Origin of the sequence: Pseudonocardia parietis (genome assembly GCF_017876315.1) — a bacterium.
GTDB classification, from domain to species: domain Bacteria; phylum Actinomycetota; class Actinomycetes; order Mycobacteriales; family Pseudonocardiaceae; genus Pseudonocardia; species Pseudonocardia parietis.
The window spans coordinates 149800-173979 of the sequence record NZ_JAGINU010000004.1 but is presented as its reverse complement, the minus strand read 5'-3'; the positions used below and the strand labels follow the sequence as shown (position 1 = coordinate 173979).

22 protein-coding genes and 2 pseudogenes are annotated in these 24180 nt (G+C 68.3%); 15 read left to right on the top strand and 9 right to left on the bottom strand.

The window, feature by feature from the left end:
* Nucleotides 1-1276 precede the first annotated feature (1276 nt).
* The 5 genes from JOF36_RS36985 (at nt 1277) to JOF36_RS41560 (ending at nt 5745) form a co-directional block, all read left to right on the top strand.
* Nucleotides 1277-1813: a hypothetical protein gene (locus JOF36_RS36985; protein WP_210036887.1), complete on the top strand. Its 537-nt coding sequence runs from the start codon at nt 1277-1279 to the stop codon at nt 1811-1813.
* Between the two features lie 306 nt (nt 1814-2119).
* Nucleotides 2120-2710 (top strand): hypothetical protein, encoded by a 591-nt coding sequence (locus JOF36_RS36980; protein ID WP_210036886.1) that lies wholly within the window; start codon nt 2120-2122, stop codon nt 2708-2710.
* A gap of 104 nt (nt 2711-2814) precedes the next feature.
* Entirely contained in the window at nt 2815-4263 is a 1449-nt protein-coding gene (locus JOF36_RS36975; protein WP_210036885.1) for a DDE-type integrase/transposase/recombinase, read from the top strand.
* Nucleotides 4260-5072: an ExeA family protein gene (locus tag JOF36_RS36970; protein WP_210036884.1), complete on the top strand. Its 813-nt coding sequence runs from the start codon at nt 4260-4262 to the stop codon at nt 5070-5072. The genes JOF36_RS36975 and JOF36_RS36970 overlap by 4 nt, the downstream gene beginning before the upstream one ends.
* Nucleotides 5073-5193: 121 nt before the next feature.
* Entirely contained in the window at nt 5194-5745 is a 552-nt protein-coding gene (locus JOF36_RS41560; RefSeq protein WP_443706286.1) for an IS701 family transposase, read from the top strand.
* A gap of 1053 nt (nt 5746-6798) precedes the next feature.
* Here the strand turns inward: JOF36_RS41560 and JOF36_RS36960 are convergent.
* On the bottom strand, nt 6799-7632 hold the full coding sequence (locus JOF36_RS36960; RefSeq protein WP_210036882.1) for an MBL fold metallo-hydrolase: 834 nt from the start codon (nt 7630-7632) through the stop codon (nt 6799-6801).
* Nucleotides 7633-8033: 401 nt separating this feature from the next.
* On the opposite strand from JOF36_RS36960, the gene JOF36_RS36955 reads away from it, so the two are divergent.
* Together JOF36_RS36955 and JOF36_RS36950 are read left to right on the top strand one after the other, a co-directional pair.
* Nucleotides 8034-8276, top strand: a complete 243-nt coding sequence (locus JOF36_RS36955) for an alcohol dehydrogenase catalytic domain-containing protein (protein WP_210036881.1) — start codon at nt 8034-8036, stop codon at nt 8274-8276.
* 218 nt (nt 8277-8494) lie between these two features.
* Nucleotides 8495-8812 (top strand): annotated as a pseudogene (locus JOF36_RS36950) (formaldehyde-activating enzyme); the annotation flags it as partial.
* Between the two features lie 105 nt (nt 8813-8917).
* On the opposite strand, the pseudogene JOF36_RS36945 reads toward JOF36_RS36950, so the two are convergent.
* Nucleotides 8918-10210, bottom strand: a pseudogene (locus JOF36_RS36945) (IS701 family transposase).
* Nucleotides 10211-10370: 160 nt separating this feature from the next.
* On the opposite strand from JOF36_RS36945, the gene JOF36_RS36940 reads away from it, so the two are divergent.
* Nucleotides 10371-10931: a hypothetical protein gene (locus JOF36_RS36940; RefSeq protein ID WP_210036878.1), complete on the top strand. Its 561-nt coding sequence runs from the start codon at nt 10371-10373 to the stop codon at nt 10929-10931.
* A gap of 22 nt (nt 10932-10953) precedes the next feature.
* Nucleotides 10954-11676, top strand: coding sequence for a metallophosphoesterase family protein (locus JOF36_RS36935; RefSeq protein ID WP_210036877.1), 723 nt, complete (start codon nt 10954-10956; stop codon nt 11674-11676).
* Nucleotides 11677-12467: 791 nt separating this feature from the next.
* Here JOF36_RS36935 and JOF36_RS36930 read toward each other — a convergent pair.
* From JOF36_RS36930 to JOF36_RS36915, 4 genes are all read right to left on the bottom strand, one after another.
* Nucleotides 12468-12914 (bottom strand): DUF4383 domain-containing protein, encoded by a 447-nt coding sequence (locus JOF36_RS36930; RefSeq protein WP_210036876.1) that lies wholly within the window; start codon nt 12912-12914, stop codon nt 12468-12470.
* A gap of 254 nt (nt 12915-13168) precedes the next feature.
* The gene (locus JOF36_RS41260) at nt 13169-13309 is read right to left on the bottom strand and encodes a hypothetical protein (RefSeq protein WP_210036875.1); all 141 of its coding nucleotides are present in this window, start codon (nt 13307-13309) and stop codon (nt 13169-13171) included.
* Between the two features lie 402 nt (nt 13310-13711).
* Complete coding sequence (locus JOF36_RS36920) at nt 13712-13876, bottom strand: hypothetical protein (RefSeq protein ID WP_210036874.1); 165 nt, start codon at nt 13874-13876, stop codon at nt 13712-13714.
* A gap of 557 nt (nt 13877-14433) precedes the next feature.
* Nucleotides 14434-15267, bottom strand: coding sequence for an ANTAR domain-containing protein (locus JOF36_RS36915; protein WP_210036873.1), 834 nt, complete (start codon nt 15265-15267; stop codon nt 14434-14436).
* A gap of 708 nt (nt 15268-15975) precedes the next feature.
* Here JOF36_RS36915 and JOF36_RS36910 point away from each other — a divergent pair.
* Nucleotides 15976-16476: a hypothetical protein gene (locus JOF36_RS36910; RefSeq protein ID WP_245353241.1), complete on the top strand. Its 501-nt coding sequence runs from the start codon at nt 15976-15978 to the stop codon at nt 16474-16476.
* Nucleotides 16477-16947: 471 nt separating this feature from the next.
* On the top strand, nt 16948-18180 hold the full coding sequence (locus JOF36_RS39810) for a PP2C family protein-serine/threonine phosphatase (protein WP_210036871.1): 1233 nt from the start codon (nt 16948-16950) through the stop codon (nt 18178-18180).
* A 44-nt stretch (nt 18181-18224) separates the two neighbouring features.
* Here the strand turns inward: JOF36_RS39810 and JOF36_RS36900 are convergent, their stop codons facing one another.
* Together JOF36_RS36900 and JOF36_RS36895 are read right to left on the bottom strand one after the other, a co-directional pair.
* Complete coding sequence (locus JOF36_RS36900) at nt 18225-18581, bottom strand: DUF4383 domain-containing protein (RefSeq protein WP_210036870.1); 357 nt, start codon at nt 18579-18581, stop codon at nt 18225-18227.
* Between the two features lie 63 nt (nt 18582-18644).
* Nucleotides 18645-19807, bottom strand: a protein-coding gene (locus JOF36_RS36895; RefSeq protein WP_245353240.1) for an IS3 family transposase whose coding sequence is annotated in 2 segments (ribosomal slippage) — nt 18645-19520 and nt 19523-19807 — 1161 coding nt in all. Because the reading frame shifts where the segments join, the coding sequence is not laid out codon by codon here.
* Between the two features lie 262 nt (nt 19808-20069).
* Here JOF36_RS36895 and JOF36_RS36890 point away from each other — a divergent pair.
* Together JOF36_RS36890 and JOF36_RS40580 are read left to right on the top strand one after the other, a co-directional pair.
* The gene (locus JOF36_RS36890) at nt 20070-21212 is read left to right on the top strand and encodes a calcium/sodium antiporter (RefSeq protein ID WP_210036869.1); all 1143 of its coding nucleotides are present in this window, start codon (nt 20070-20072) and stop codon (nt 21210-21212) included.
* A 141-nt stretch (nt 21213-21353) separates the two neighbouring features.
* Complete coding sequence (locus JOF36_RS40580; protein ID WP_281072849.1) at nt 21354-21563, top strand: helix-turn-helix domain-containing protein; 210 nt, start codon at nt 21354-21356, stop codon at nt 21561-21563.
* On the opposite strand, the gene JOF36_RS36880 is transcribed toward JOF36_RS40580, so the two are convergent.
* Complete coding sequence (locus tag JOF36_RS36880; protein WP_210037164.1) at nt 21509-21685, bottom strand: hypothetical protein; 177 nt, start codon at nt 21683-21685, stop codon at nt 21509-21511. The two genes, JOF36_RS40580 and JOF36_RS36880, sit on opposite strands and share 55 nt — an antisense overlap.
* Before the next feature lie 182 nt (nt 21686-21867).
* Here JOF36_RS36880 and istA point away from each other — a divergent pair, with 182 nt between their 5' ends.
* Nucleotides 21868-23433 (top strand): IS21 family transposase, encoded by a 1566-nt coding sequence (gene istA, locus JOF36_RS36875; protein ID WP_210036868.1) that lies wholly within the window; start codon nt 21868-21870, stop codon nt 23431-23433.
* Nucleotides 23430-24176, top strand: a complete 747-nt coding sequence (locus tag JOF36_RS36870; protein WP_210036867.1) for an ATP-binding protein — start codon at nt 23430-23432, stop codon at nt 24174-24176. The genes istA and JOF36_RS36870 overlap by 4 nt, the downstream gene beginning before the upstream one ends.
* Nucleotides 24177-24180: the final 4 nt, after the last annotated feature.

Sequence of the window (24180 nt, the reverse complement as noted above, 5' to 3'; positions counted from 1 at the left end):
GCGAGCCGCGTGATCAGCAGACATTCGGTCGTGCGGCCCGTAGGCGTCGCGCTCACCAGAGAGCAAGTCGGATACAACCACGACATACTGGTCCTTCGACTCAGGCTCACCACACGCTGTCTCAGGCACCGCAAGCTCCCAGCTGCTCGACTGCTTCAAGCATCGGAACCTCGTTTCTCTGACTACATCCGTCGAACTCTCTCGTGTTGACGGCTGTTGCGTCGACTCCAGGGAAGATTCGAATGGATGTCAAGGGTGCTCCCGCGCGTGCAGCCGGGCCACCACGGTCCGCGATCAGACCTGACCCCGGACGCAACCGCGCCAGGCCAGCACGCCGTTTGCAGTAGCGCTTGTAGTCCGTGAGGAGTACCGCACAGCGTCGATCGTTGCACAGCGAAGAGCCAAATTGGCAACCCTGAGTGAGCGAGTTAGGCCGTCAGGGAGCCGTTGATCGAAGGTTGTGCCTGGTCATAGCATTTGTGTGATATAGCTCACACTATGCTCGTTCTCCTTGCGGCCCCGAAGACGATCACGGTAACCGGCTGCTTACATTCCGAGCGTTTCCCGGGATTACCGACCCTCCCGCTGGGGATCACTATTGAGAGACTGCTCAGATTGTAGGCCTGTCAAATGTCGGCCTGTGCGCGCTGGGAGCCCTTCAGCGCACTTGATCATCGATGCGGCAGGCGTGAGGTCGACGGGAGGCCTGCAATCTCCCCGACTCGGTTCTGGCCCAGTTACCTGCAGACGTGCATAACACGCGGAGATCGTCAGGCCAGTGCCAGGTACCTCGCCTGGGCTCGTTCGGGCGCCAGCACACGAGCACCTGGCCAAATTCCGGCCCGACGCCATGCGCGGTGTACACCTCGTGCGCGTAGACCAGATCCTCAGCGTCCGGCCGAACCACCACCCCCACCAGTCCCGGCTTGGGTCGGGCCTGGTCGATCAGGGTCACGCGCGCTCCCAAAGCCGGCACAGTTGCACAGCGTAGTCGATTCATTCCCCGAACGGATCATCGTCGCCGAGATCGTGCCGAAACGGCGCTCACCAGACGCTCGACCTTCCACATCATTTTCGCTACCGGAGGGGGCGCCTCGAGTGTCTGCGGGCGGATAGCCTGCCAATGAGCGCTCCTGGTTTCCTCTGAAGTAGGCACTCCTGGCGGACGCCGCCGAAGAGCACGTGGCCGCCTTTCGGGGCGAGTTGGCTGAACGTTCACGGAGTTCCAGGTCTCATCCGGTCGAGTTGCGCAGTGCAAGCATCTACGATCCGCCGAATGGGGTCCACCATGCTCAAGTTCGTCACTGACCGTGCACAGGCAGCGGGTGTTGCGGGTGCTGTAGGTGTGCTGATGTACGCCCTGCGTGCCCACCGGCGATCGGTCGACCGTGGGCGAGCGCAGGCAGCACGCATCGGCCTCCAGGCCGCACCACCCAACGAGGACGGTACGGCGCTGCTGCATTTGAGGAACCACAGCACCGAGCCCGTCCGCGCGAGCGTGCTTGCCGGCGACGTCGACATCCAGGCCGGGCGTTCCTGGCGAAGTATCTGGCTACGCTCACGTCTGTCACTCCACGTGACGACCCCGGTCCGGATCAGACGAACCCTGTGGCCTGGCGACACCGAGATCGTCACCGCTGCGCCGCTCGAGAGTTCGCCCGCCCTCTACATCGCTGACTCCGGTGGACGTCAGTGGGTGCGTGCCTCATCCGGCGACCTCTGCCAGGTCGGTCACGTGCGCGTGCACAGCCACAGGCACGATGAACCGCGGATGGATCAGCATGGACTCACTCACCCCTGCGCCGGGAGATGACGCCGGTGTCGGGACGCGGTTCGAACCATGTCGTGACGGCGGCCGGGCCGCTGATACGGGTGAAGACGCGGCTTGGGATAGGCGCTATGCCTACTACGTGTCAGCCGCCACTGAGGATGACGACGTAGCTCGGTGTCGGCGCTGTTGAGCGTGCAGATCTGGATGGTGGCGGGCGAGTCGTGTTGACCGGGTTCGTCGGCGCCGCCACCGTGACGATCTTCGGGTCGGGGATAGGCCACGGCCCTCCCGCGGGTGTCCTTGGCCGGAAGCGTGCGGGAGGGCCGTGTGGTTGCGCTCGGAGGCGCGATGCTCACGGTAGAGATCGACGCGGACGGGGTCGAGGAACGCCTGCGTTCGGGCGGGTTGGCGTGTCCGGGATGCGCGGGCGTGCTGACCGGGTGGGGCCGAGCGCGGGCCCGGGCGGTCCGCGGCCCGGATGGTGCGGTGGCTCTGGTCCCGCGGCGGTCACGATGCACCGGTTGCTCGGCCACGCACGTGCTGCTGCCGGTGCTGGTGCTGGCCCGTCGTGCGGACACCGCCGCGGTGATCGGGGCGGGGTTGGCCGCGAAGGCGGCCGGTGCCGGGCACCGGCTGATCGCCGCGCTGCTCGGTCGCCCGGCGGGCACGGTGCGCGGCTGGTTGCGGCGTTTCGCCGGGCGGGTGGAGGCGGTGCGGACGGTGTTCACCCGGTGGTGTCGGGCGTTGGCCCCGGATCCGGTGCTGCCCGGGCCGGCCGGGTCGGCGTGGGCGGACGCGGTCGCCGCAGTGGACGCTGCCGCCGCGGCGGCGGGTGTCCGGTTCGGGCTCGGCGTGGTGCCGGTCTGGCAGGTCGCGGCCGCGGTCTCGACGGGGCGGTTGCTGTCGCCGGGCTGGCCCGCCCCGGCCGACCAGTGTTGATCTACACGAGTTGCCCCTGCCCGGGGTGATCGTCCTCGGTGATCATCGCCGCTTGTCCTGACACGGGCGAGCGCGACGATCGAAGACGAGGAGGTGGCTCACCGATGACGGTGAGACACGACGAAGCAGCGGCACGAACCGAGCGGGCCCGGGCGATCGGGCTGTTTCGCTACCAGCTGATCCGCGAGGCGGCCGATCCGGAGTTGTCGAGTCGGGCGCGGGGCCGGCTGGTGCGCGAGATCGCCGGGTGTGAGCACACCGACCCGACCGGGCGCCGGGTCCGGGTCTCGCGCGACACCCTGGATCGGTGGATCCGGGCCTGGCGCCGGGGCGGGTTCGACGCGCTGGTGCCCTCACCGCGCCAGTCGGGCCCGCGGCTGCTGCCGGCCGAGGTGCTCGAGATGGCGGTCGCGCTCAAGCGGGAGAACCCGGCCCGCACCGCCACCCAGGTCCGGCGGATCCTGCGCGCCCAGATGGGATGGGCACCGGGCGAGCGAACCCTGCAACGCCACTTCGCCACCGATCCGCTGATCGCCGCGGCGCTCGGCGCGCTGGCCGCCGGCGGGCCGGGCTCCGAGGCGGTGTTCGGCCGGTTCGAGGCCGACCGCCCGAACGAGCTCTGGACCGGGGATGCCCTGCACGGGCCGCGGATCGGGGGCCGCAAGACGTATCTGTTCGCGTTCCTCGACGATCACTCCCGCGCCGTGGTCGGGCACCGGTTCGGGTTCGCCGAGGACACCGTGCGTCTGGCCGCCGCGCTGCGCCCCGCGCTCGGCTCCCGCGGAGTCCCCGACGGAGTCTATGTCGACAACGGCTCGGCGTTCGTCGATGCCTGGCTGCTGCGCGCCTGCGCCAAGCTGGGCATCCGGCTGATCCACTCCACTCCGGGCCGTCCGCAGGGCCGAGGCAAGATCGAACGGTTCTTCCGCACCGTGCGCGAGCAGTTCCTCGTCGAGATCACCGGTGAATCCAGCAGCGAGGCCACCGAGCCCGGCCGGCATCTGGTCGGTGACCTGCATGAGCTGAACCGGCTGTTCACCGCCTGGGTCGAGACCGTCTATCACCGCCGCGTGCACTCCGAGACCGACCAGGCCCCGTTGGCTCGCTGGCATGCCGGCGGCCCGTTCGAGCTCCCGACACCGGATGCGCTGGCCGAGGCGTTCCTCTGGGAAGCCCAGCGCACGGTCACCAAGACCGCCTTGGTGTCGTTGCAGGGCAACACCTACCAGGTCGACCCGGGGCTGGTCGGACACCGTGTCGAGCTGGTGTTCGACCCGTTCGACCTGACCACCATCGAGGTCCGGGTCCGCGGCATCCCGGCCGGGATCGCGATCCCATACCGGATCGGGCGCCACGCCCACCTCAAGGCCCGACCCGAGACCCCACCCGAACCGCCCGCCGCGACCGGGATCGACTACGCCCGCCTGCTCGACGGCGCCCACCAAGCCAAACTCGCCCACGAGACCGGTCTCGACTACGCCGCCCTCACCGGCACCGATGCCGAGCTACCCGGCCAGTTCGATCTGCTCACCGGGAACGAGGCCGGCTCATGATCGATCGACTGCAAGGGTTCTTCGGGTTCACCCGCACCCCCTTCGGACGTGACCTCGCCCCCGGGATGCTGCACCGTCACACCAGCCACGACGAGGCCGTGGCTCGGATCGGCTGGTGCGTGGCCGAACGCCGGATCGGAGTGATCACCGGCGAGGTCGGCGCCGGGAAGACCGTCGCCGTCCGCGCCGCGCTCGCCGCACTCGACCCGACCCGCCACACCATCATCTACCTGCCCAACCCCACCGTCGGGGTCCGCGGCATCCACCACCAGATCGTCGCCGCGCTCGGCGCCCGGCCGCTGACCCACCACGCCACCCTGGTCCCACAGACCGTCGACACGCTCGCCCTCGAGCAGGTCGAACGCGGCCGCACCCCCGTCCTGGTCATCGACGAAGCACACCTGCTCGATCATGCCCAGCTCGAGTCGATCCGGATGCTGACCAACCACGACATGGACTCCACCAGCCCCTTCGCCTGCCTGCTGGTCGGGCAACCGACCCTGCGCCGACAGATGAAACTCGGCGTGCTGGCTGCGCTGGACCAGCGGATCGGGCTGCGCTACGCCATGCCGTCCATGACCAGCGAGGAAACCAGCAGCTACCTACGCCACCACATCGGACTCGCCGGCCGGTCCGACACCCTGTTCTCCGACGACGCCGCCGCGCTGATCCACCAGACCAGCCGCGGTTATCCCCGCGCGGTGAACAACCTCGCGCTCCAGGCCCTCGTCGCCGCGTTCGCCGCGGACAAGGCCATCGTCGACGAGTCCTCCACCCGAGCCGCGGTCGCCGAGGTCACCGCAGAATGATCACCACACCCACGGCGCCCTGACGACCACCGCGCCACCTCGACGACCAGGCCCCGTCCGGCACCCCGCCGACGGGGCCTGATCACGTCCCCGACGTCTGCACCCTCAATGACGCCGTCGTCTGCACGCTCAGCGGCGGCCAACAAGTCGCCTGCGCCTGATGCTCGAAGACCGCGGCCTGTCCTACGTGGTGGCCGTGCCCTGCAGCCAGCGGGTGCACCCGACTACCGCAGCCGGTGGCGGGATCGACGTGCGCGCCGACGAGGTGATCGCCGGGCTCGCGCCGCAGGCCTGGAGCACCGTCTCGACCGGCGCCGGAGCCAAGGGCCCCCGGGTCTACCAATGGGCCCGAGCGGCGGTCCGCCCGCTGGCCGGGCCCGGCTACTGGCTGCTCGCCCGGCGGAGCCTGACCGACCCCACCGACATCGCCTACTACCTGTGCTCGGCGCCGGCCCGAACCCCACTACGCGAGCTGGCGCGCATCGCCGGGACCCGGTGGGCGATCGAGGAATCCTTCCAGACCGCCAAAGGCGAGGTCGGGCTTGATCACTACCAGGTCCGCCGCTACGACGGCTGGTACCGCCACATCACCCTGGCCATGCTCGCCCACGCCTTCCTGACCGTCACCCGCGCCGACGCCCAAAAAAACGATCACGCCAGGCCGCAGAGCTGATCCCACTCACCCTGCCCGAGATCCGCCGCCTACTCGCCGGGCTGATCTGGACTCCCACACCCTGCTTGGCCAGTGTCCTGAGCTGGTCACGATGGCGACGACGCCATCAAGCCCGAGCGCAACACTGCCACTACAACGCCCGCTCCCGAGCACCATAACTGTGACTGTAGTAGTAGGCGAGCTGCTTCTGGCGTCACGCGCTTGTCCGCGCCGGAACGAGCACACGCCCCGACGACGGCGCTGATACCTCCACGGCCACCACGCTGCGGGCAGTCTGGACCAGCACGCCACGCGGCTCGCGGATAGCGACCACCACGCTTCGGGCGTCGCCGGCTGTGTCAGGTGGCGAGCCCCACACTCGCCGAGACGGTATAGATGGGCATTGTGACTGCGACCACATCTCGGGATACGGCAGTACCGGCCCATCGTGGACCCGTGCGAGCCGATGCTCAGCGCACCGTCCCTGATCGTGCGGAGTGCCTACCGGTGAAGGTGCAAGTGCGGGCGTCGGCGGCGGTGGCTGGCGGAGACCCGGTGCTGGTGGTCGAGTGTGACCAGTACGGCGTCTGGCACCTCTCCGCGGCCGTCGACGGCCGCCGACCGCCGTCGGGTAGCCCGGAGCCTGAGCGGCGGCGTCGCTACCCTGCCGCGACCGCGCGAGCCGGCGCGGCCGCACTCAGCGCCGACCCGACGCTGCATCAGTTGGATGGACTCCTCGTCGGTTGGCTGGCCTACCGCGCGCACCCGGGCGCTGGGTGGACTCGTAGCCCCGCGTGACTCGGGCGGTGAGCCAGAGGCTCACTGGCCCGGATGTCGCCGGCCGGGGGCCGGTGAGGGGCTCTCGGCTGCGGGCCACGACCGGCGCGGAGGAGCGGAGATGGTCCGCACCGTGGGCGGTCGTGTGCGGCGGTAGCCGGCCACGGGCGCGGTGAACCTGCGGAGAACTGGCCGAGCTTGCATGCGATAGTCGGTCATGATCCGCGATTCGGTCCTGGCCACGCACGCGCTGGGCTGCGGCTGCGGCGATCGCTCCGGGTAGGTGCGCCGTGGAGTTCACTGCCTGGGGCCGAACCGGTACTGGTCGCCGTGGGAGACGTAGTGGAACGTCGTCTCCACCGAGGATGCTTCGGCCGCCCGCTTGATGTCGTCCAGGTTCGATTGGAACACCGAGAAGTCGTTGTAGTGGATCGGGACGGCCGTGCGCGGTCCGATGATCTCCACACACCGCACCGCCTGCTCCCCGGTCATGGTCACGACCGTGCCGAGCAGTGTCGTGCCACCGGCATGGATCAGCGCGAGGTCGATATCGGGATACCAGCGGGGGATGTCGTGGAGCCGGTCGTGCAGCAGCGTGTCCCCGCTGATGTAGAGGCGGAAGCGGTGGTCGTTGCCGTCGTAGAAGTCGAGCATGCTGCCCATCACGGGCGGGAGTAGGTCGGCGACGTGGTCGGGGGCGTGCTTGCCGGGCATCGATGTCACCCGGAGTCGGGCGTTGCCCTTGGTCACCTCCTGTGTCTCCCACGTGTCGAGGGCGTAGCCGTGGGTGAAGCCCTGTTTGTGCAGCAGTCCGACCGCGTGGTCGTTGGTGACGATGGGCAGGTTCTTGTCGAGTTCGCGTGCCGCGACGTCGTCGAAGTGGTCGCCGTGGTGGTGCGAGAGCACGACGAGGTCCAGCGGCGGCAGCTCGGAGATCTGACACGCGGGCTCGACCTCGCGGCGCGCGTAGGCACCGTGGCCCAGGTGCACGTGCTCGCCGGCGTGGAGGAAGGCCGGGTCGGTGAGGATCGAGAACCCGCCGTAGCGGATCACGGTCGTGGCGTTCCCGACGAAGTACAGGCTTCCCTCGCCGAAGTCGGGTTGGTCCGTAGCCGGCACGTCGATGACCATCCAGGGCTCCCCTCGCGTCGTGGTCATTGCGGGCAACGACTGCTCGCGTACCCGGTCCGCCGGAAGCGATACCGGCGCGGACGCGGATTCGCCGGTGCCCTGCGCGCAGATGCCGGGCGAGAACAATCCCCAGTCGGAAGGCGACGCCTTCGCTGAGCGGCATGTCCATCTCAGGCGTCGAGCTACTCCTACAAATACCGTCGTAACGGTGGCATCGACGCCACCTCGGCCGATATGAGGGGACACCATGCAGAGGCGCTCACCGGGTGCGCCACGCCGGCCGGGCGTGTCTTACCTCACTCACGCGGATGGTGGTCGCTGTCTGCGAGGGTGGCCGCTACTCGGCCGAGAGGGCATGAGGGTGGCGTGCTGATGCGAGCGGCGGTTCTGGACAAGGAGCCATGGCGCTGCGGTTCGCCGAACTGACCGTGGATGATCCGCGGGAGGACGAGGTGTTGGTCCGCATCGCCGCGACCGGGTGTGCCCGCGACGCGCACACCCGCGCGGGTCGCATTCGCTCTCCGTTACCGGCCGTGCTCGGGCACGAGGGCGCCGGGGTGGTGGCCGCGGTCGTTTCTGCAGTCTCGCACCTGTCCGCCTTCCGCCGCGGCGTCGTCCAGGTCGACGACACGTTCGACATGTGAGGATCCCGGACGTATGGATACTGTGGACGGACGATTCAGCCAGGGTTGGGGCGGCCCTCCACCCAACGGTATCCACGTCAACGTCGTCCTGGCGCGACGCGGATCACCGACCGCAGCCTCGATCACCAACGCGTTCGTGGCGCCGTCGGCCGGCTTCACACCCGTGCTCATGAGTCTCGGCCCCCGACCAGCCCTCCTACGAGACCCTCCAACCGCCGACGATCATGCTGAACAAGATGTCCGCCGACACCCCCGCGGTCGAGGCCATGGTCTTCGGGCCCTGCCAGGTCGGCATCGCCCGCGGTGTCCTCGACGCCGTCGCCGACAGGCTGCTCGAGGCCGACCAGGACACGCTCGTGCTCGTCTCCCTGTGGCTCGAGGCCGGCGCCCGTGCGGAGGACGCCGTGTGCGGTGCTGCCAGGACCGCCACGCTCAGCGCCGTCCGCGAGGCCGTCCACGGACGCTCGACGTCCGACGTCGGGCGCCTGGTGCGTGATCGCGACCGCATCGGGCACCCGTTCTACGGCGCTGGCTAGTAGGGCTTTGTTAGGTCGGCACTGGGTAGGGGCGTTTGCAGGTGTGGCAGGCGCCGGTCCAGATGCCGAGGAGGGTCTGGAGTTCGCGGAGGACGGCGTAGAGGGTCAGGCCGGCGCAGGGGCTTTTGGGTCGTAGCGCAGGCTGGTGCAGAAGGCCTGGGCCAGGGCGGCGAGGGTGACGTGGCGGTGCCAGCCGAGGTAGCTGCGGCCCTCGAAATGGTCCAGGCCCAGTCCGTCTTTGAGTTCGCGGTAGTCGTGTTCGATGCGCCAGCGGATCTTCGCCAGCTGCACGAGTTCGCGTGGTCCGGTGTCGGCGGGCAGGGTCGAGAGCCAGTAGTCGGTGGGCTCGGGCTTGCCGGGTGGCCATTCGGCGATCAGCCAGCACTCGGGCAGGGAGCCGTCCGGTCCTCGGGGGATCTCGCGGTTGGCCGGGCGCACGCGCAGAGCCAGGAACCGTGAGGTCATCGCCGCGGTCGGGTTCCCGGCAGTCTTGCGGCTGCCGTGGCGCCAGGTGACCCGCCGGAGTGCTCGGCGCCCTGCAGCTAGGGCGAGCGCAGCGAGGGTGGACGCCGGGGCGGGGTAGCGCGGCACCGGCGGCCGGCCGCGACCGCCGTACGGCGGGGTCACCGGCTCGGCGTCCGCGGCGTAGGCGCTGGTCGACGCTTTCACCGCCAGCACGTAGGGCATGCCGCGCCGCTGGAGTTCGAGCCGGAACTCGGTGCAGTCGCCATAGCCTGCGTCGGCCACCACCGGCCGAGGGGCCAGACCCCAGCCGCCAGCACCGTCGTCGGACTCGTCACCGGTGATCTCGTCGAGCATGTCGAGGGCCTGGCGCCATTTCTCCCGGTGCCGCACCTGAGCCGGGATCCTGCTGCGCGCCCGCCTGCGACGGATCTCCTCGCTCACCGTGGGGTCTTCGGCGGGGTCGACGGTGGTGTCGTCCCAGGAGCGCGGCAGGAACAGTCGCCAGTCGATCGCTGCCGAGGCCCAGTCGGTGACCGCGTGCACGCTGACCCCGACCTGGCAGTTCCCGACCTTGCCCAATGCCCCCGAGTACATCCGCGCCACCCCGGGCGAATCGGACCCGTCCTTGGGGAAACCCGTGTCATCGATGACGTACGCGCGGGGGCTGATGAACGTCTCGGCCCACTGCGCCACTCGCCTGCGGACCTCGATGTAATCCCACGTCGAAGACGTGACGAACTGCTGGAGCTGCTGGTGGTCGACCCCGAGCCGGACCGCCATCGGCTGCATCGACTTACGCTTGCCGTCCAGCATCAGACCGCGCAGATAGAGCTCGCCCTTGGCTCACTGATCCGACCGAGCCAGCCCGCCGAGCATCTCGCCCGCGAACGCCTCCAGCCGCGGCCTGACCTGCTCCATCTCCTCCGGGGTCACACCCCGAAGGAGATCACGAACGTCAGCTCACCAGCCGGAACGACACACCTAACAAAGCACTACTAGTACCGCGCGACCTGATACATGAGAAGGAGCAAGGCATGATCGCACCCGAGCGGATGGTCGACCGCCGCCGCGCCGCAGCAGCCCGGTGGGCCGGGTGAGGGCCGGTGATACCGACGACCGGCTCCTGCGCGAGGTGCTGAAGCGGGTGGCGACGACGCTGAAGGGCGCGCAGGTGCCGTTCGCGCTGACCGGCGGATACGCGTCCTGGGCCCGAGGTGGACCGGAGCCGGTGCATGACGTCGACTTCGTCCTCGTCGCCGACGACGTGCCGCAGGCGGCCGACGCCCTGGACGCGGCCGGGTTGCGGCTGGTTGACCCGCCGGAGGACTGGTTGACGAAGGTCTACGACGGCGACGCGTTGGTCGATCTCATCTTCAGCTCGGCCGACCGGCCGGTCACCCGCGAACGTCTCGCGCGGGCCGACGAGCTACGGGTCGACTCGGTGATGATGCCGGTCGAGTGCGCCACTGACATCATCGCGTCCAAGGCTCTGGCGCTCGGGGAGCACCGATGCGATCTCGGGCCACTGCTGCTGCACGCCCGGGCGCTACGGGAACAGATCGACTGGCCGCTGCTGCGCTGCGAGTGCCGCACCTGGCCGTTCGCCCGGGCGTTCCTCGGACTGTGTGACGACCTGGGCATCACCGCGGCATAGCCGATCGCACGGAGGTAAGCGCATGATCCGAGTGGCCGCAGTGGCCGACATTCACCTCGGTGAGGGCATGCAGGGCGCGTGGGCCGACGACGTGACCGGACTCGACAGCGACCTGTTGCTGCTCGCCGGGGATCTGACCCGCCACGGCACCAGGGCCGAGGCCCGGGTGGTGGCCGGCGAGTTCGCCCACGCCCCGGTCCCCGTGGTGGCCGTGCTCGGCAACCACGATCTGCACGGTGACGACGTCGAGGGCGTCACCGCCGAGCTGATCTCGGCCGGAATCACCGTGCTGGAGGGCACCGGGGCCGTGTTCGACGTGTCCGGGGCCCGGCTGGGCGTGGCCGGGACCATCGGCTTCGGTGGCGGTTTCCCGCCCGCGACGGCCTCCGGCTTCGGCGAACCCGAGATGAAGGCCTTCGACGCCCGCAACCGGTCCTTGGCCCACGGGTTGTGCACCGCGCTGAGCAGCCTGGACTGCGACGTCGCCGTGGCACTGACCCACTACGCCCCGATCCCCGGGACGCTGGCCGGGGAGCCGCCGCAGATCCACGCCTTCCTCGGCAGCCACCTGTTGGGCCGGGCGATCGACGACTGCGACCGCGAGGACGTGCCGGTGGCCCTCGCCGTGCACGGCCACGCGCACGCCGGTGCCCCGGATGGCCGCACCCCCGGTGGGGTGCCTGTGCACAACGTCGCTCAGCCGTTGCTCGACGGCGCTTTCCGCACGTTCGTCCTCGGCCGGTGAGGCCCGCTCCACCATGCGCGAGACCACAGCACCACGTGTCACCGCGGCCGTGACCTCGTCGAGCTGACCGGCACTGCCGCGCAGCGGCGCCCGCCGGCCGACCCCCGCACGTCGGCCCGGCCGGGCACCGTGGTGCCTGGCCCGGCCGTCCCGTCGCCGACACCACCCCTGCCAGCTCAGACGGTCACATCGTTGGCTGCCACGAGACTCCCGTGCACGCTGATGGCCACGGTCGTCGCGCCGTCTGCCCCGGCCATGCCGGTTCGGTCACGGGCATGGCACGAGGCTCGGAGGTTTGCTCTTCCGCTGTCGCGGAACAAAGCGCCCATGTCCGGTGGGTCGAGGCGCTCCCATGCGAACCAGGTGACCGTGGTTCCGTCTGTGATCGGTCGCCTTTCCAATGATGCGCACGACATGGTGCTGGACGCCGGATTGCTGCCGTTCTGCCTACCGGAGAGACCGACGTGCGGCTGTCCGGTGACACGTGTGGTCGGGCAGCGGCCTGAACCGCAGAAGCCGGTGCTGCGCGGGAACCGGGTGTGCTTCTGGCTCGGTCCCGATGTCCGCGACCCGTGGGACGGTGAGCCCTGCGGTCGCGTGCTGTGAAGGATCGCCCCGACCGCGCCACACCGCCGATCACCGTCCGCTCCGCCCCATCCTCTGCCCGCGCGCGATGCCGGACCGTGAGCGCCGGACGCCGCCTGCCTGGGAAACCGCAGCACGTGTCCGGCCGGCCATAGTGCGAAGGTGGCCCGCGTCGACCGCAGGCGGTCAGTCAGTCAACGCCCAGATCACCGGGTCCGGGCATTGCCGAGGGCAGCGCCGAGACCGATCATGGCGATGGCCAGGCCGAGGTGCAGCCAGTTGTCGGCGTCGTTGACCGGGACGAAGTTGGCCGCGCTGCTGTGGTCGATGACCAATCCATAGATCCACAACAGCGCATAGATGACGCCGCCGATGATCAAGAAATTGCGGGCGGCCGGTGCGCTGCGGGCGAGGGCGATCCCGGCGATGCCGAACAGCAAATGAACCAGGTTGTGCAGCACGGACACGGCGAACAGCCCGAACAGCAGCGCACCGGAGTGGTGCCCCGCCCAGGTGAGGTCGCCATAGTTGGTGGTGACACCGGGGATGAACCCGAGGATGCCGACCAGCAGGAACACCACCCCGACAACGGCGGCGGCCAGCTGGACGGGACTGCGGCGCACCGCGGCGCCGCTGGATGATCGGGTGGACATGACAGGCTCCCTCCACGGTCGAACAGGCCGGATAGCCTCGAAGTCGGGACGTATACCAAATAGTCCGCCGAGCAAACACAGCGACGTTGACGAGCTCTTCGCCCGCCGCGCCGGTCGAGGTCGTCTCCCGCCGGGCCACGGCTCCGGTATGGATCGGTCCGTTCATGGTCTCGGGCAGCACGGTCGTCGGGTGAGGCCCGCGACCGGTCTCCGGTGTTCCCCTCGGCCGGGGCCCTCCCCTGGTGAGGCCGGAATCAAGCCGGGAACCGGTCCCAGACACGATGGAGTCCCAGCAGGTCCTGGACCTGCTGCAGCGTCGCGGTCGGGGAGTCGCCGACCACGACACCGGTACCGGTGGCACCGGCCGCGGCGAGCACCGACTCGCCGTCGCCCACGCGCCGATCGCTTTGGAGTGCCGGAAGGCCTCGGCGACGAGCATGGTGCCGCGCGGATCGACGGTGGTGGCGGCCGAGGGATCGGTGAGCGCGGAAGCCCCTGCGGTCTTGGCGTTCGCGGAGGACGCATCAGAGTTCAGCGAGTTGGGGTCGAGAGCATGCTCAACACGAGCGACCCGAGCAGGCTGCCGGCGCCGAGCACACTGATCGCAAGACGCCGCCAGCACGCGCGCCAACCGCGGGGACAAGGTCGGGCCCGGAGCGCGAGACAGCGATCCGCGGCCCCCTCTCAGCACGGGGGCCTCCCTGTCGCTGCGGTGCCACACCGCATTGGTGGCACCCGTCCGGGCTGGCCCGAACCGGGACGGGCCCTACCCGGTCGGGGGGCTGGCGGGCGGTAGGTCAGCGTGGCTGCTCGTCGTCGGTGTCGACCACGTCCGGGCTGTCGTCGCGGCCCTCGCGGTCGGTCGCGGACGGGGTTGCGTCGGGGCGGTCCTCTGGGGGCGCGGTCATCGTGGGCTCGGCGTCCTGGTCGTGCCCGTCATCGTCGCGGTGCGGATCAGTCATGCGGTTGAGCTACCCGCCGCGCCGCCTGCCCACACCGTGCACGGTCCCTGGCCGCCACCACGGCGGGGTACCGCGGATGGGCCTTCGCCCACGCACGGGCGGCCAGCACATGTCCGCACCGTTTGATGGAGAGATTTGAGCAGCACCGTCCGGGGCCGGGCTCGGCTCAGCATGCTCATCGGCCTACGACCGTCAGGACTTGAGCCGTAAACCGCTGACGAATCGTGCACCGCGGTCGCCCGCTCCGACCGACGTAGTCGGTCGCCCGGCTACGGGGCCCGCCGGCGTAGTGCGCCGCACCCCTCGGCAGGTCGCGTGCCGGTCCGGTCCCGATCCGCCGCCGCGCCTGCCCACCGAGGCGCAGAATCCGGGCGAGCACATAGGCGGTCCGCGCCAGCTGTGTTTGTCAACCGGCCCGGACCTCGGCCGGCGGTCACTCCTAGGCGAGACCCTCCGGCCTGCTCGAACGATTAACCGTCGGCCGGCCACCCAAACCCCGACCACCCAAACCCGCTGCGGCCGGCGACCACGCCGCAGCTGCGGCCGGCCAGGGACCGTCATTGCTGCGGCGATCCCGGGTGGGCGGCGCGCGTTTCGACTTCGTGGCACAGGAACTCCGCGACATCGTGCAGCTTCATGTTGACGTCCTGCGAGGAGCGCACCAGCAGCCCGAACGCATCGTCGTCGCCCAGCGAGAATCGCTCCATCAGGATGCCCTTGGCCCGTCCGATCACATCGCGGGTGGCCAGGGCCCGGGTCAGATGCGCAGCCTGCTGCGCGCCATACACCGCGATCGCCGCCTGCGTCACGAACGCAGCCATGATCGTGCGCTCCCACGGGTCGGCGAACGCCCCGGGTTCATCCGACCATGCCGAGAGCGACTTGGCCGGATGGTCATCGGGTGCCATCGCGAAACACACCACGCTGCGCAAGCCCATGTCGGTGGCTGCGGGAGCGAAGACCGGCCATCTGTCCTGCTCCTCGCCCAGGTCGGCGACCACGATCTCTTCAGTCGTGCCGGATGCGAGCGCGTCCACGCACGGGCCGTGACCGCACCGGTCCATCACCTCGACCAGAGCCGGGACCCGGTCATCGGTCGCGCCGTGGCACTCCAGATCCGACCCAGTGTTGATCGTCAACGCCGCCCACTTCGCCCCGGGTAGCGCAGCCACCACGCCGTGGCAGATCCGCCCGAACCGCTGCTCGAGCTCGTCCTCGGCGATACGGCTCGACAACAGGTAGTCCGCGTTCGACCGCAACGCCGACGCCAGCTGCTCTGCATCGTTCCAGTCCATGTGCCACTCCAGAGGTTCACCACGAGCCCACTCGGCCAGCCGCTGATCACGCAGAGCACCAGACCAACAACCGTTCGCAGCCTGCCAGGTCAGCACGCACCGCACCCGGTCCGCTACTCGTGGAAGGCCACGATGCTCGCCACGCCGTCAGTGAGCGTGCCCCGATCGTTGCGGTCCGACCGCACCAGAGGTGGTTCACACCTCGCCGACCTCGACGGGATGTGATGGCGCCGGCCTCGTCTCTGTGCTTCCACCAGCACAATCAGTCACAACCCGTATGATCCGGTTTGCCTGGTGAGCTGAACGCCCAGCTCGCGTCATCGACGTGGCGTGGAGGGCTCTGTGACTTCTGCTCGACGTGTGCCGTTCGGGGAACCCCGTGTCACCTCGTTCCCGCAGCCGGTGATCGCCTCGCCGGCGACGGGCGTCCAGGCGACCGGTGTTGCCGACGTACTGGTCGGCGACGGCCGGCCCGCTCCGGACACCGGCGCGGTCGGGCATCACTGGGGGTGTTCTCGACCCGGCAGTGGAGGTGACTGTTACTGCAGCGCGTCGCTCGCAGGCGCACGACAGCCGTGGTCCGACCTGGCTCGTGCCCTCGCACGAGGCGGGCCGGAGGTGACGCGGGTCGAGCTCAAGGCGCTGGTGTGCGCGACGAGCTACCGGCGGCTGCTCGGTGACGACTCCGCGGCCCCCCACAGAGACGTGCGGACTCGCCAGGTGTACTTTCTCGACACCCCCGAGCTGGCCTTGCGCCGCTACGGGGTCGTCCTCCGGGTGCGGCGGACACACCGAGGCGGTGACGTGGCGGTCAAACTGCGCCGTCGACGCCCGGTGAATCTCGGCAGCGCGCGGTGGTTACCGAACCTGCAGATCGAACTCGACGCACTGCCGGGCTACACGGTCTGGTCCGCCGCACTGAGCCGCCCCCTGGAACCGGACATGCTTCCGCCGACGCTGACCGGACGATGGCCGCCGGCGACGCTGCTCTCGGTCGAACAACGGGAGTTCCTCCACTCCCACACGGGTCTGCGGATCGAGGACGGCGGACTGCAGCTTCACGGTCCGATCGAGGTGTCGCGCACCCGCACCCGCACCCGCTCGAGGGTGCGCTTGTCCCTGGAACACTGGGCGCTTCCCGGAAGCGCTGACCTCGTCGAGGTGTCGACCAAGTGTCGGGCGACGCGCGCGCTGGACCGCGTCGACGCCGTTGCCGCCCTGCTCACCGACCACGGCATCGAGCCAGCTGCTCATCAGCAGACCAAGACCGATGCCGCGTTGAGCGTGCTCAGTCGCGCCGGGTAGGCCGCCCTCGGCTTCCCAATGGCCGCTTGTCGACGGATCCTGAAATCTGACCCCTGGCGGTCCGCGGGCCCCCAGAAGGGTCGATTGACACCGCTACTCTCCGAGACGCGCTCGAGCTCCAACAGCGGCCCACATCGGACGACTACGGCCGGCACACCGGACGGGGGTTCACCGCGGAGATCCGTTCTCGACGACGAAAAGTGCCTACAGACTCAGCGCCACCGACCGCGACATCTGGTGCGCGCTGGCGCGCGTACACACACGTCGGCGGTCTGGTGCTCGGAGCGGTCGTGCAGCACAATCTAGCCGCGGCGCCCCACCCAGGATCACCGACCTGCTGGCATGCGTGTCATACGAAGCGCTCCGCAGTGGTGCCGTCCGGCGCGTGCCGTCGCCGCGCGGTGAGCGCGCCGGCACGAAGCCTGCCCGCCGTGGTGGGGCGCGTTGGACGCGTGCCGGTAGGGTCGTCGTGTGCACGACCCGGACGATGAGGTGTGGGCGCGGATCCTGACCACGGTGATCGACGAGTCGCACCTGGTCGCGGCGGAGCAGCTCACCGAGACGGTGGATCGGGCCCTCCGCCCGGCGGGGCTGGGTGTCGAGGTGCTGATGGTCGACCTGGCCCAGCGCGCCCTGCATGTCGTGCTGGTCGATGCGTCTGGTGCACCGATTCCGGTGGAAGGCACCACAGGCGGTCGTGCCTACCAGCTGACCGAGATCGTCGTCGGCGGCGATCATGACGGTGAGCGCGTCCTGTGGCTGCCGTTGCTGGACGGGACCGAACGCGTCGGCGTCCTTCGGGTCGCGTTGGATGACGAGGTTGTCGACGGGGCGATTCTGCGTCGGCGGCTGTGGGCGCTGGCCGGGCTGGTCGGGCACCTGCTGATGACCAAGCTCGGGCAGAGCACGTGGCTGCAGCAGCTTCGCGCCCGCCGGTTGTCGCCCGCCTCGGAGCTGCTGTGGCAGCAGCTTGCCCCACGCACTCTGGCGACCGACCGGGTCGTGATCTCCGCGCTGCTCGAGCCGGCCGACGAGGTGGCCGGGGACGCTTATGACTACGCCGTGGGCGACGCGATCGATCTCGCGATCTTCGACGGGGTCGGTCACGACCTGATGGCCGGGATCAGTACCGCCGTGGCCGTGACCGCCATCCGCAACGCGCGCCGCGACGGAATCCGCGACCTGACAGTCCAGGCCGAACGGGCCGACGCGCTACTCGAGCAGTATGACCGCCCAGGTCGCTTCGTCACCGCGGCGCTGGGCCGACTCGACGTCGCGACCGGGGAGCTGACCTACCTGCTGGCCGGTCACCCACCGCCCCTCGTACTACGCGGCGGCCACATGGTCAAGCAGCTGACCCGGCCTCCCCGCCTGCCGCTGGGGATCACCGCACCGGCCGCCGCCCCCGCGGACGTCGTCGGGCACGAACAGCTCGAACCCGGCGATCGAGTCCTGTTCTACACCGACGGGATCACCGAAGCCCGCGACGAGCACGGCCGGTTCTTCGGCGAGCAACGCCTGATCGACATGGCCGAACGCGCCGAGCAGGACCAGCTCTCGGCACCCGAGACCCTGCGCCGCCTGGTCGCCGCCGTCATGGCACACCAGAACGAGCGCCTGCAGGACGACGCCACGCTCCTCGTGCTCGACTGGGCCTCCGATCGCCACCCGCGCCTGTTCCCCAGCATCTCCGACCACGGCTGAACCTCCTCGCCGGTGCCGGCCGTCACCTGCAATCCAGAACGAGCTCAGCGAGGACCGGCCGCGGATCGCGTTCTCCGCCCTGACCGGCATCGGGTGCTGGCCCTGGGCGTGATCTGGGGCGTGGTGCCGGGACTTCCCCTTCGGCGGATGAGCGACCGGGCGGCGGCCGACAGCCGGGTCGCACACAGCAGCCCGGCCACGCCGAGCACGAGGTGGGCCACGTCGCGGATCGGGTCCACCGCCACCCCGAGCAGCCCGGCTGGCCTCGGGACGGGCAGGCCGCTGTAGCGGAACCCGAGCATGCCGTAGAGCAGCAGAGCGAACTCGGTCAGAAGCACCAGCAGCTGCGGCCACGGGAAGACGGCGTGGCCGTGCGAGTGGTGTTCGGACTGGACGGGCATCTCGGCCTCCGGCCTCGCTCGACGGCGGCGAGGGACTGGTGCGCCGATAGGTGACAGCTGGGTTTAGGCCGCCAGGCTGACGGTCGGGTTCATGATGGTCTCGTACTCGATGGGGGTCAATCGGCCCAGGCTGTCCTGCCGGCGGCGGCGGTGATAGGTCCGCTCGATCCAGGTGATGATCGCGATCCGGAGTTCCTCTCGAGTGCGCCACCGCTTGCGGTCCAGGACGTTCTTCTGCAGCAGGGCGAAGAAGGACTCCATCGCGGCGTTGTCTCCGGCACCGACTTTCCCCATCGATCCGATCAGGTGGTGGCGGTGCAGAGCACGCACGAACTTCCTGGAGCGGAACTGCGATCCGCGGTCCGAATGCACGATGCAACCCGCGATGTCGCCGCGGCGGATAACGGCATTGTCCAGGGCGTTCACTGCAAGTCGGGACTTCATTCTGGAGTCCATGGAGTAGCCCACGATCCGACCCGAGAAGACGTCCTTGACCGCGCAGAGGTAGAGCTTGCCCTCGCCAGTCGGGTGCTCCGTGATATCGGTCAGCCAGAGTTCGTTGACATCGTCAGCGGTGAAGTCTCGCTGGACGAGATCATCGTGCACTGGCGGGCCGGGCCGCTTGCCGTTCTTGCCTCGCTTCTTCCCGAAAGCGGAGAACCACTGGTTGTCCCGGCAGATCCGCCATGCGGTCCGCCGACACATCACCTCGCCAGCATCGGCGGCTTCGTCGGCCAGCAGTCGGTAGCCGAAGGTGTCATCGTCGCGGTGCGCGTCGAACAGGGCGTTGGCCCGGTAGGCCTCGACCAGTTCGGCCTCGGTGACCTGCTGTTTCCGCCAGCGGTAGTAGGGCTGGCGGGAGAGCTTCAAGACCCGCAGGGACACCGCGACGGGGATCCCGTCAGCGGCGAGCTCGGTCACGAGCGGGTAGAACCTTTTCCCGGCAGGTTCGCCTGGGAGAGGTAGGCCGCGGCACGGCGGAGGACCTCGTTCTCCTGCTCGAGCAGCCGGATCCGCTTGCGCGCATCGCGCAGCTCGACCGAGTCCTCCCGGGTCTTGCCGGGCCTGTTGCCGTCCTCGACGTCGGCTTGACGCATCCAGTTCGTCAGGCACGACTCGGATATTCCGAAGTCACGCGCGATCTGGGAGAGCTTCTGGCCAGGTTCGCGGTTCCTCGCGACGCGGACGACGTCGTCACGGAACTCCTGGGGGTAGGGAGCAGGCATGATGCACATCCTTCCCTGCAACGCTCCTCAGCGCCGCAGATCATGTGACGCCTACCCACGCATCAGTCCCAACACGGTAGGGTGGGACACCTGAAAGGTGCTCCTTCCGGCCAGGGATTACGAGACTCGACACCCCGTATCATCCCAGGCCAGGAGCACCTTTCTCTATGACGCCCACCCGTCGAGACCACACCCCAGTGAAATCTCGAGGTCAGCGGGTGCTCGTGGCAGGGCCTGAACTGTGGTCCGTACACTCCTACTCATGGATGTGCTTGATATTGGACGGATCGTGACCGGACTGGTGCTGCTGGTCTTGGGTGGGGAATTTTTGGTGCGTGGGGCGTCAGCACTGGCCGGACGTTTCGGGATTTCGTCATTGGTGATCGGTCTCACCGTAGTGTCAGCGGCGACGTCGGCACCCGAGTTCGCAGTGAGCGTCGGTGCTGTACTGCGTGATGAACCGGGGCTTGCCGTGGGCAATGTGGTTGGCAGCAACATCGTTAATGTCCTGCTCATCCTGGGACTGTCCGCGCTGGTCGTTCCCCTCGCTGTAAAGCGGAGGCTGGTCCGCTTTGACCTGCCCCTGATGGTCGTCTTGTCAGTTCTACTGCTCCTTGTGTCCCTGGATGGGAGGATCAGTGCGGTGGACGGGCTGATACTATTTTTCGGTGTGGTGGTCCACACCATAATGTCCGTGGTGATTAGTCGGCGGGACGCCAAGACCGCGGTGAATGCCCGGGAAGGGACAGGAGATTCGGCAACCGTCGATCCAGCCGACGAGGAAGGGGCTGCGCTAGGCGCCTCGGTCAGCAGGTCGCTCTTCTTTGTGCTGCTGGGGGTCGCGTTGCTGGTCGCCGGTGCCACGCTGCTCGTGGAAGGAGCAGTGAACATAGCCACCACGTTGGGCGTAAGCAGCCTCGTGGTCGGACTGACCGTTGTGGCTGTCGGGACATCGCTGCCCGAGCTGGCGACGTCCATCATTGCCGTGCGTCGCGGTGAACGGGACCTAGCGGTGGGCAACGTGGTCGGCAGCAATATCATGAACATAGGGGTAGTGCTAGGACTAACCGCGCTCATCTCTCTTGAAGGCATTCCCGTATCCGGCGCCGCAGTGGCCTTCGATATCCCAGTAATGCTGGCGGCCGCAGTGGCACTACTGCCGATCGCGTTCACGGGCTTCGCGGTGGCGCGTTGGGAGGGCGGCTTGTTCGTGGTTTTGTACGCCGCCTACACCGGATACCTTGTGCTGGCTGCCACAGCGCACGATGCACTGGAGGGATTCACCGTAGCCATGGCGTGGTTCGTGCTGCCGTTAATCGCACTGACGCTCATTTCCTTTACAGCCTACGAAATCGGGCTCCGCAAGGGACGCCGAGACCTGGACCAGACCACGACTTCGACGTAGACCGTCGAGTGCATTCGGCTGCTGGCTTCATTCAGGTCGTCGGCTGAATGTAAATCGGCAAGAGATGACTGTCGGTTGGTGGTGTCATAGCGTCGTAGCAACACTCCCGGTCGGTGGGGGCTCGAGGCGAGGAGGCCTGGGATGGTGCGGCGGCGACTCACGTTCACGGAGCGGATGGAGATCTCGACGGGATCGAAGGCCGGGTGGGGAGTCCGGAAGATCGCGTCTCACCTGGGTGGATGCCCTTCGGTGGTCTCCAGAGAGCTTCGACCGAACTCGACGAAGACGCGCGGCTATCAAGCCGTGACCGCGGACGTGAAAGCGCAACGCCAGCGGGCGTTGGCCCGGTAGGCCTCGACCAGTTCGGCCTCGGTGACCTGCTGTTTCCGCCAGCGGTAGTAGGGCTGGCGGGAGAGCTTCAAGACCCGCAGGGACACCGCGACGGGGATCCCGTCAGCGGCGAGCTCGGTCACGAGCGGGTAGAACCTTTTCCCTGAATATTCGCTTCTTTGGGGTCCATCGGTCGTGTGTTCGGGGGCCACTGCGCTGATCGGCCGATAGTGCGCGTGGGGACCACTCATGGCGTGCTTCGGGGCCACCGTGCTTAGGCTCCTTCCGTCGCGTGTATAGGGCACGCGGCGGAAGGAGACCATTCATGGTACGGAAGATCAGAGCCAAGCTGGTGCTGCAGTTACGCGCCGAGGGCCTCTCCGCACGAGCGATCGCGGCTTCACAGGGGATGTCGCGGAAGTCCGTCACCGCGGTGCTCGAGGCCGCCGACACGGCCGGGCTCGGCTGGGACGACATCAAAGACAAGACGGATGCCGAGGTCTACGGGCTGGTGTTCCCGGGTCGAGGCGAGCATCAGAGCGTGTTCGCCCAGCCGGACTGGGAACAGGTCCACAAGGAGCTGGCTCGGGTCGGTGTGACGCTGAAGCTGCTGCACAGCGAGTACACCGATGACTGCACCACGGCGAGGACGCCGGCGATGGGCTACGACCGATTCTGCCGGACGTACCAACGTCACGTCCTCGTCACCGGCGCCGCGTCCAGGGTGGGGCACAAAGCGGCACAGACGGTCGAGGTCGACTGGTCCGGACCGACGATGGGCCTGCACGACCCCGCCACCGGCAAGGAGACCACGGTCTACTTGTTCGTGGGGTGTCTGCCGTTCAGTCGGTACGCGTTCGTGGCCCCGACCCTGGATATGAAGCAGGACAGCTGGTTGCGGGCCCATGTGGCGATGTTCGAAGCCTTCGGCGGATCGAGTCCACGGATCGTGCCGGACAACCTCAAGACCGGGGTACTCAAGCATCCCCGCGAAGGCGAGATCGTTCTCAACGACGCCTACAGGCAGATGGCCGCGCACTACTCCGCGGCCGTGCTGCCAGGCAGGATCAGAGCGCCGAAAGACAAGGCCAGCGTGGAGAACACCGTGTCGCACATAGCGACCTGGATCATCGCCGGCCTACGAGACCGACAGTTCGCGACTCTGCCGGAACTTCAAGCAGCGATCACCGAACGGGTGGCGGCCTACAACGCTGAGCCGTTCCAGAAGCGACCAGGCTCCCGGACCAGCGTGTTCGCCGCTGAGGAGCAGCCGTTGCTGACACCCCTGCCGCAGGTGGCCTACGAGATCAGCCACTGGGTCTATGGCCGGCGGGCGGCGCGCAACGGACACGTCAGCTGGCAACGCAATCACTACTCGGTCCCGGTGGCGCATATCGGTACGAAAGTCGATCTGAGGATCACCGACCGCGTGCTGGAGGCCTACCGCGGCACCGAACGGCTGAGCAGCCACCTGCTGCTTCCCGAAGGGTCGGCCAACGAATATCGGACGAACGATGCTGACCTGCCCACCGGTGCGAGATATCAGCCGTGGGATGCCCCGCGAGTGCGGGAATGGGCCGAGCGGATCGGACCCTCCGCCCTGGCGGTGGTCAACAGGATCTTCGAGTCCGTGCCGGTGGATGAGCAGGGACTCGATGCCGCATTGTCGGTGCTGCGGCTGTCACGACGCTTTTCCGCGGAGCGTGTGGAAGCCGCGTGCCGGATCGCTTTGGCCGGACCGGTCCGTTCCCCGCGCTATGCCCACGTTCAGCCGATCCTGGCGACCAGTCAGGACAAGGCCGCCGGCCTGAGGCCGCCACGAGAAGAACTCGTCGAACACGGCGGCTATGTCCGTGGGGCCTCCTACTACGCACAAGGGGGCGCGAAATGAGCGGGACCGACGGTGAGACGAAGCGCAAGCTGCGGGAGATGGGCGCTGCCGCCCTCCTGGAGGCGCTTGAGAGTGAAGACGAGAACCTCGTGTTGGGGATGGGCTTCGATGACCGACTGCGACTGGTCGTCGATGAGGCGCACCAGACGTTCAACCACGCCAAGGTCGAAGGGCTGATCCGGCGGGCCGGTCTGCGCTACCCCGGGGCAGATCTACGTCGCGTGGATCGGATCGAGGAACGAGGATTGGATCGTCACGTTCTTGCTCAGCTGGGCACGTGCTCGTTCATCGAGCGTCAGCAGAACGTGGTCTTCCAAGGCTTCACCGGTTCCGGAAAGTCCTATCTGGGCTGCGCGCTGGCGAAGCAGGCCTGTCAGCATCGGATTCGAGCTCATTACATTCGTATGCCGGATCTTGAAGAGGCGTGGGCGCAGGCGTTGGACAAGCCGCAGGGCACGACGAAGTTCCTTCGCAAGTACGCGGCCTTCACTCTTCTGGTCATCGATGAGTGGTTGCTCGATCATCCGGATGAGTCGATGCGCAGCATGCTGCCGGAGTTGCTCGAGCGTCGCTACGACAGCACGTCGACGGTGTTCTGTACCCAGTACGCGAAGAAGGATTGGCATCAACGACTCGGGTCCGGGGTCCATGCTGATGCGATCATGGACCGCATCGTGCACAACACCATCTGGGTCGATACCGGCACCCACAATATGCGCGAACAAGCGCTACTGAACCAGTAGGAAG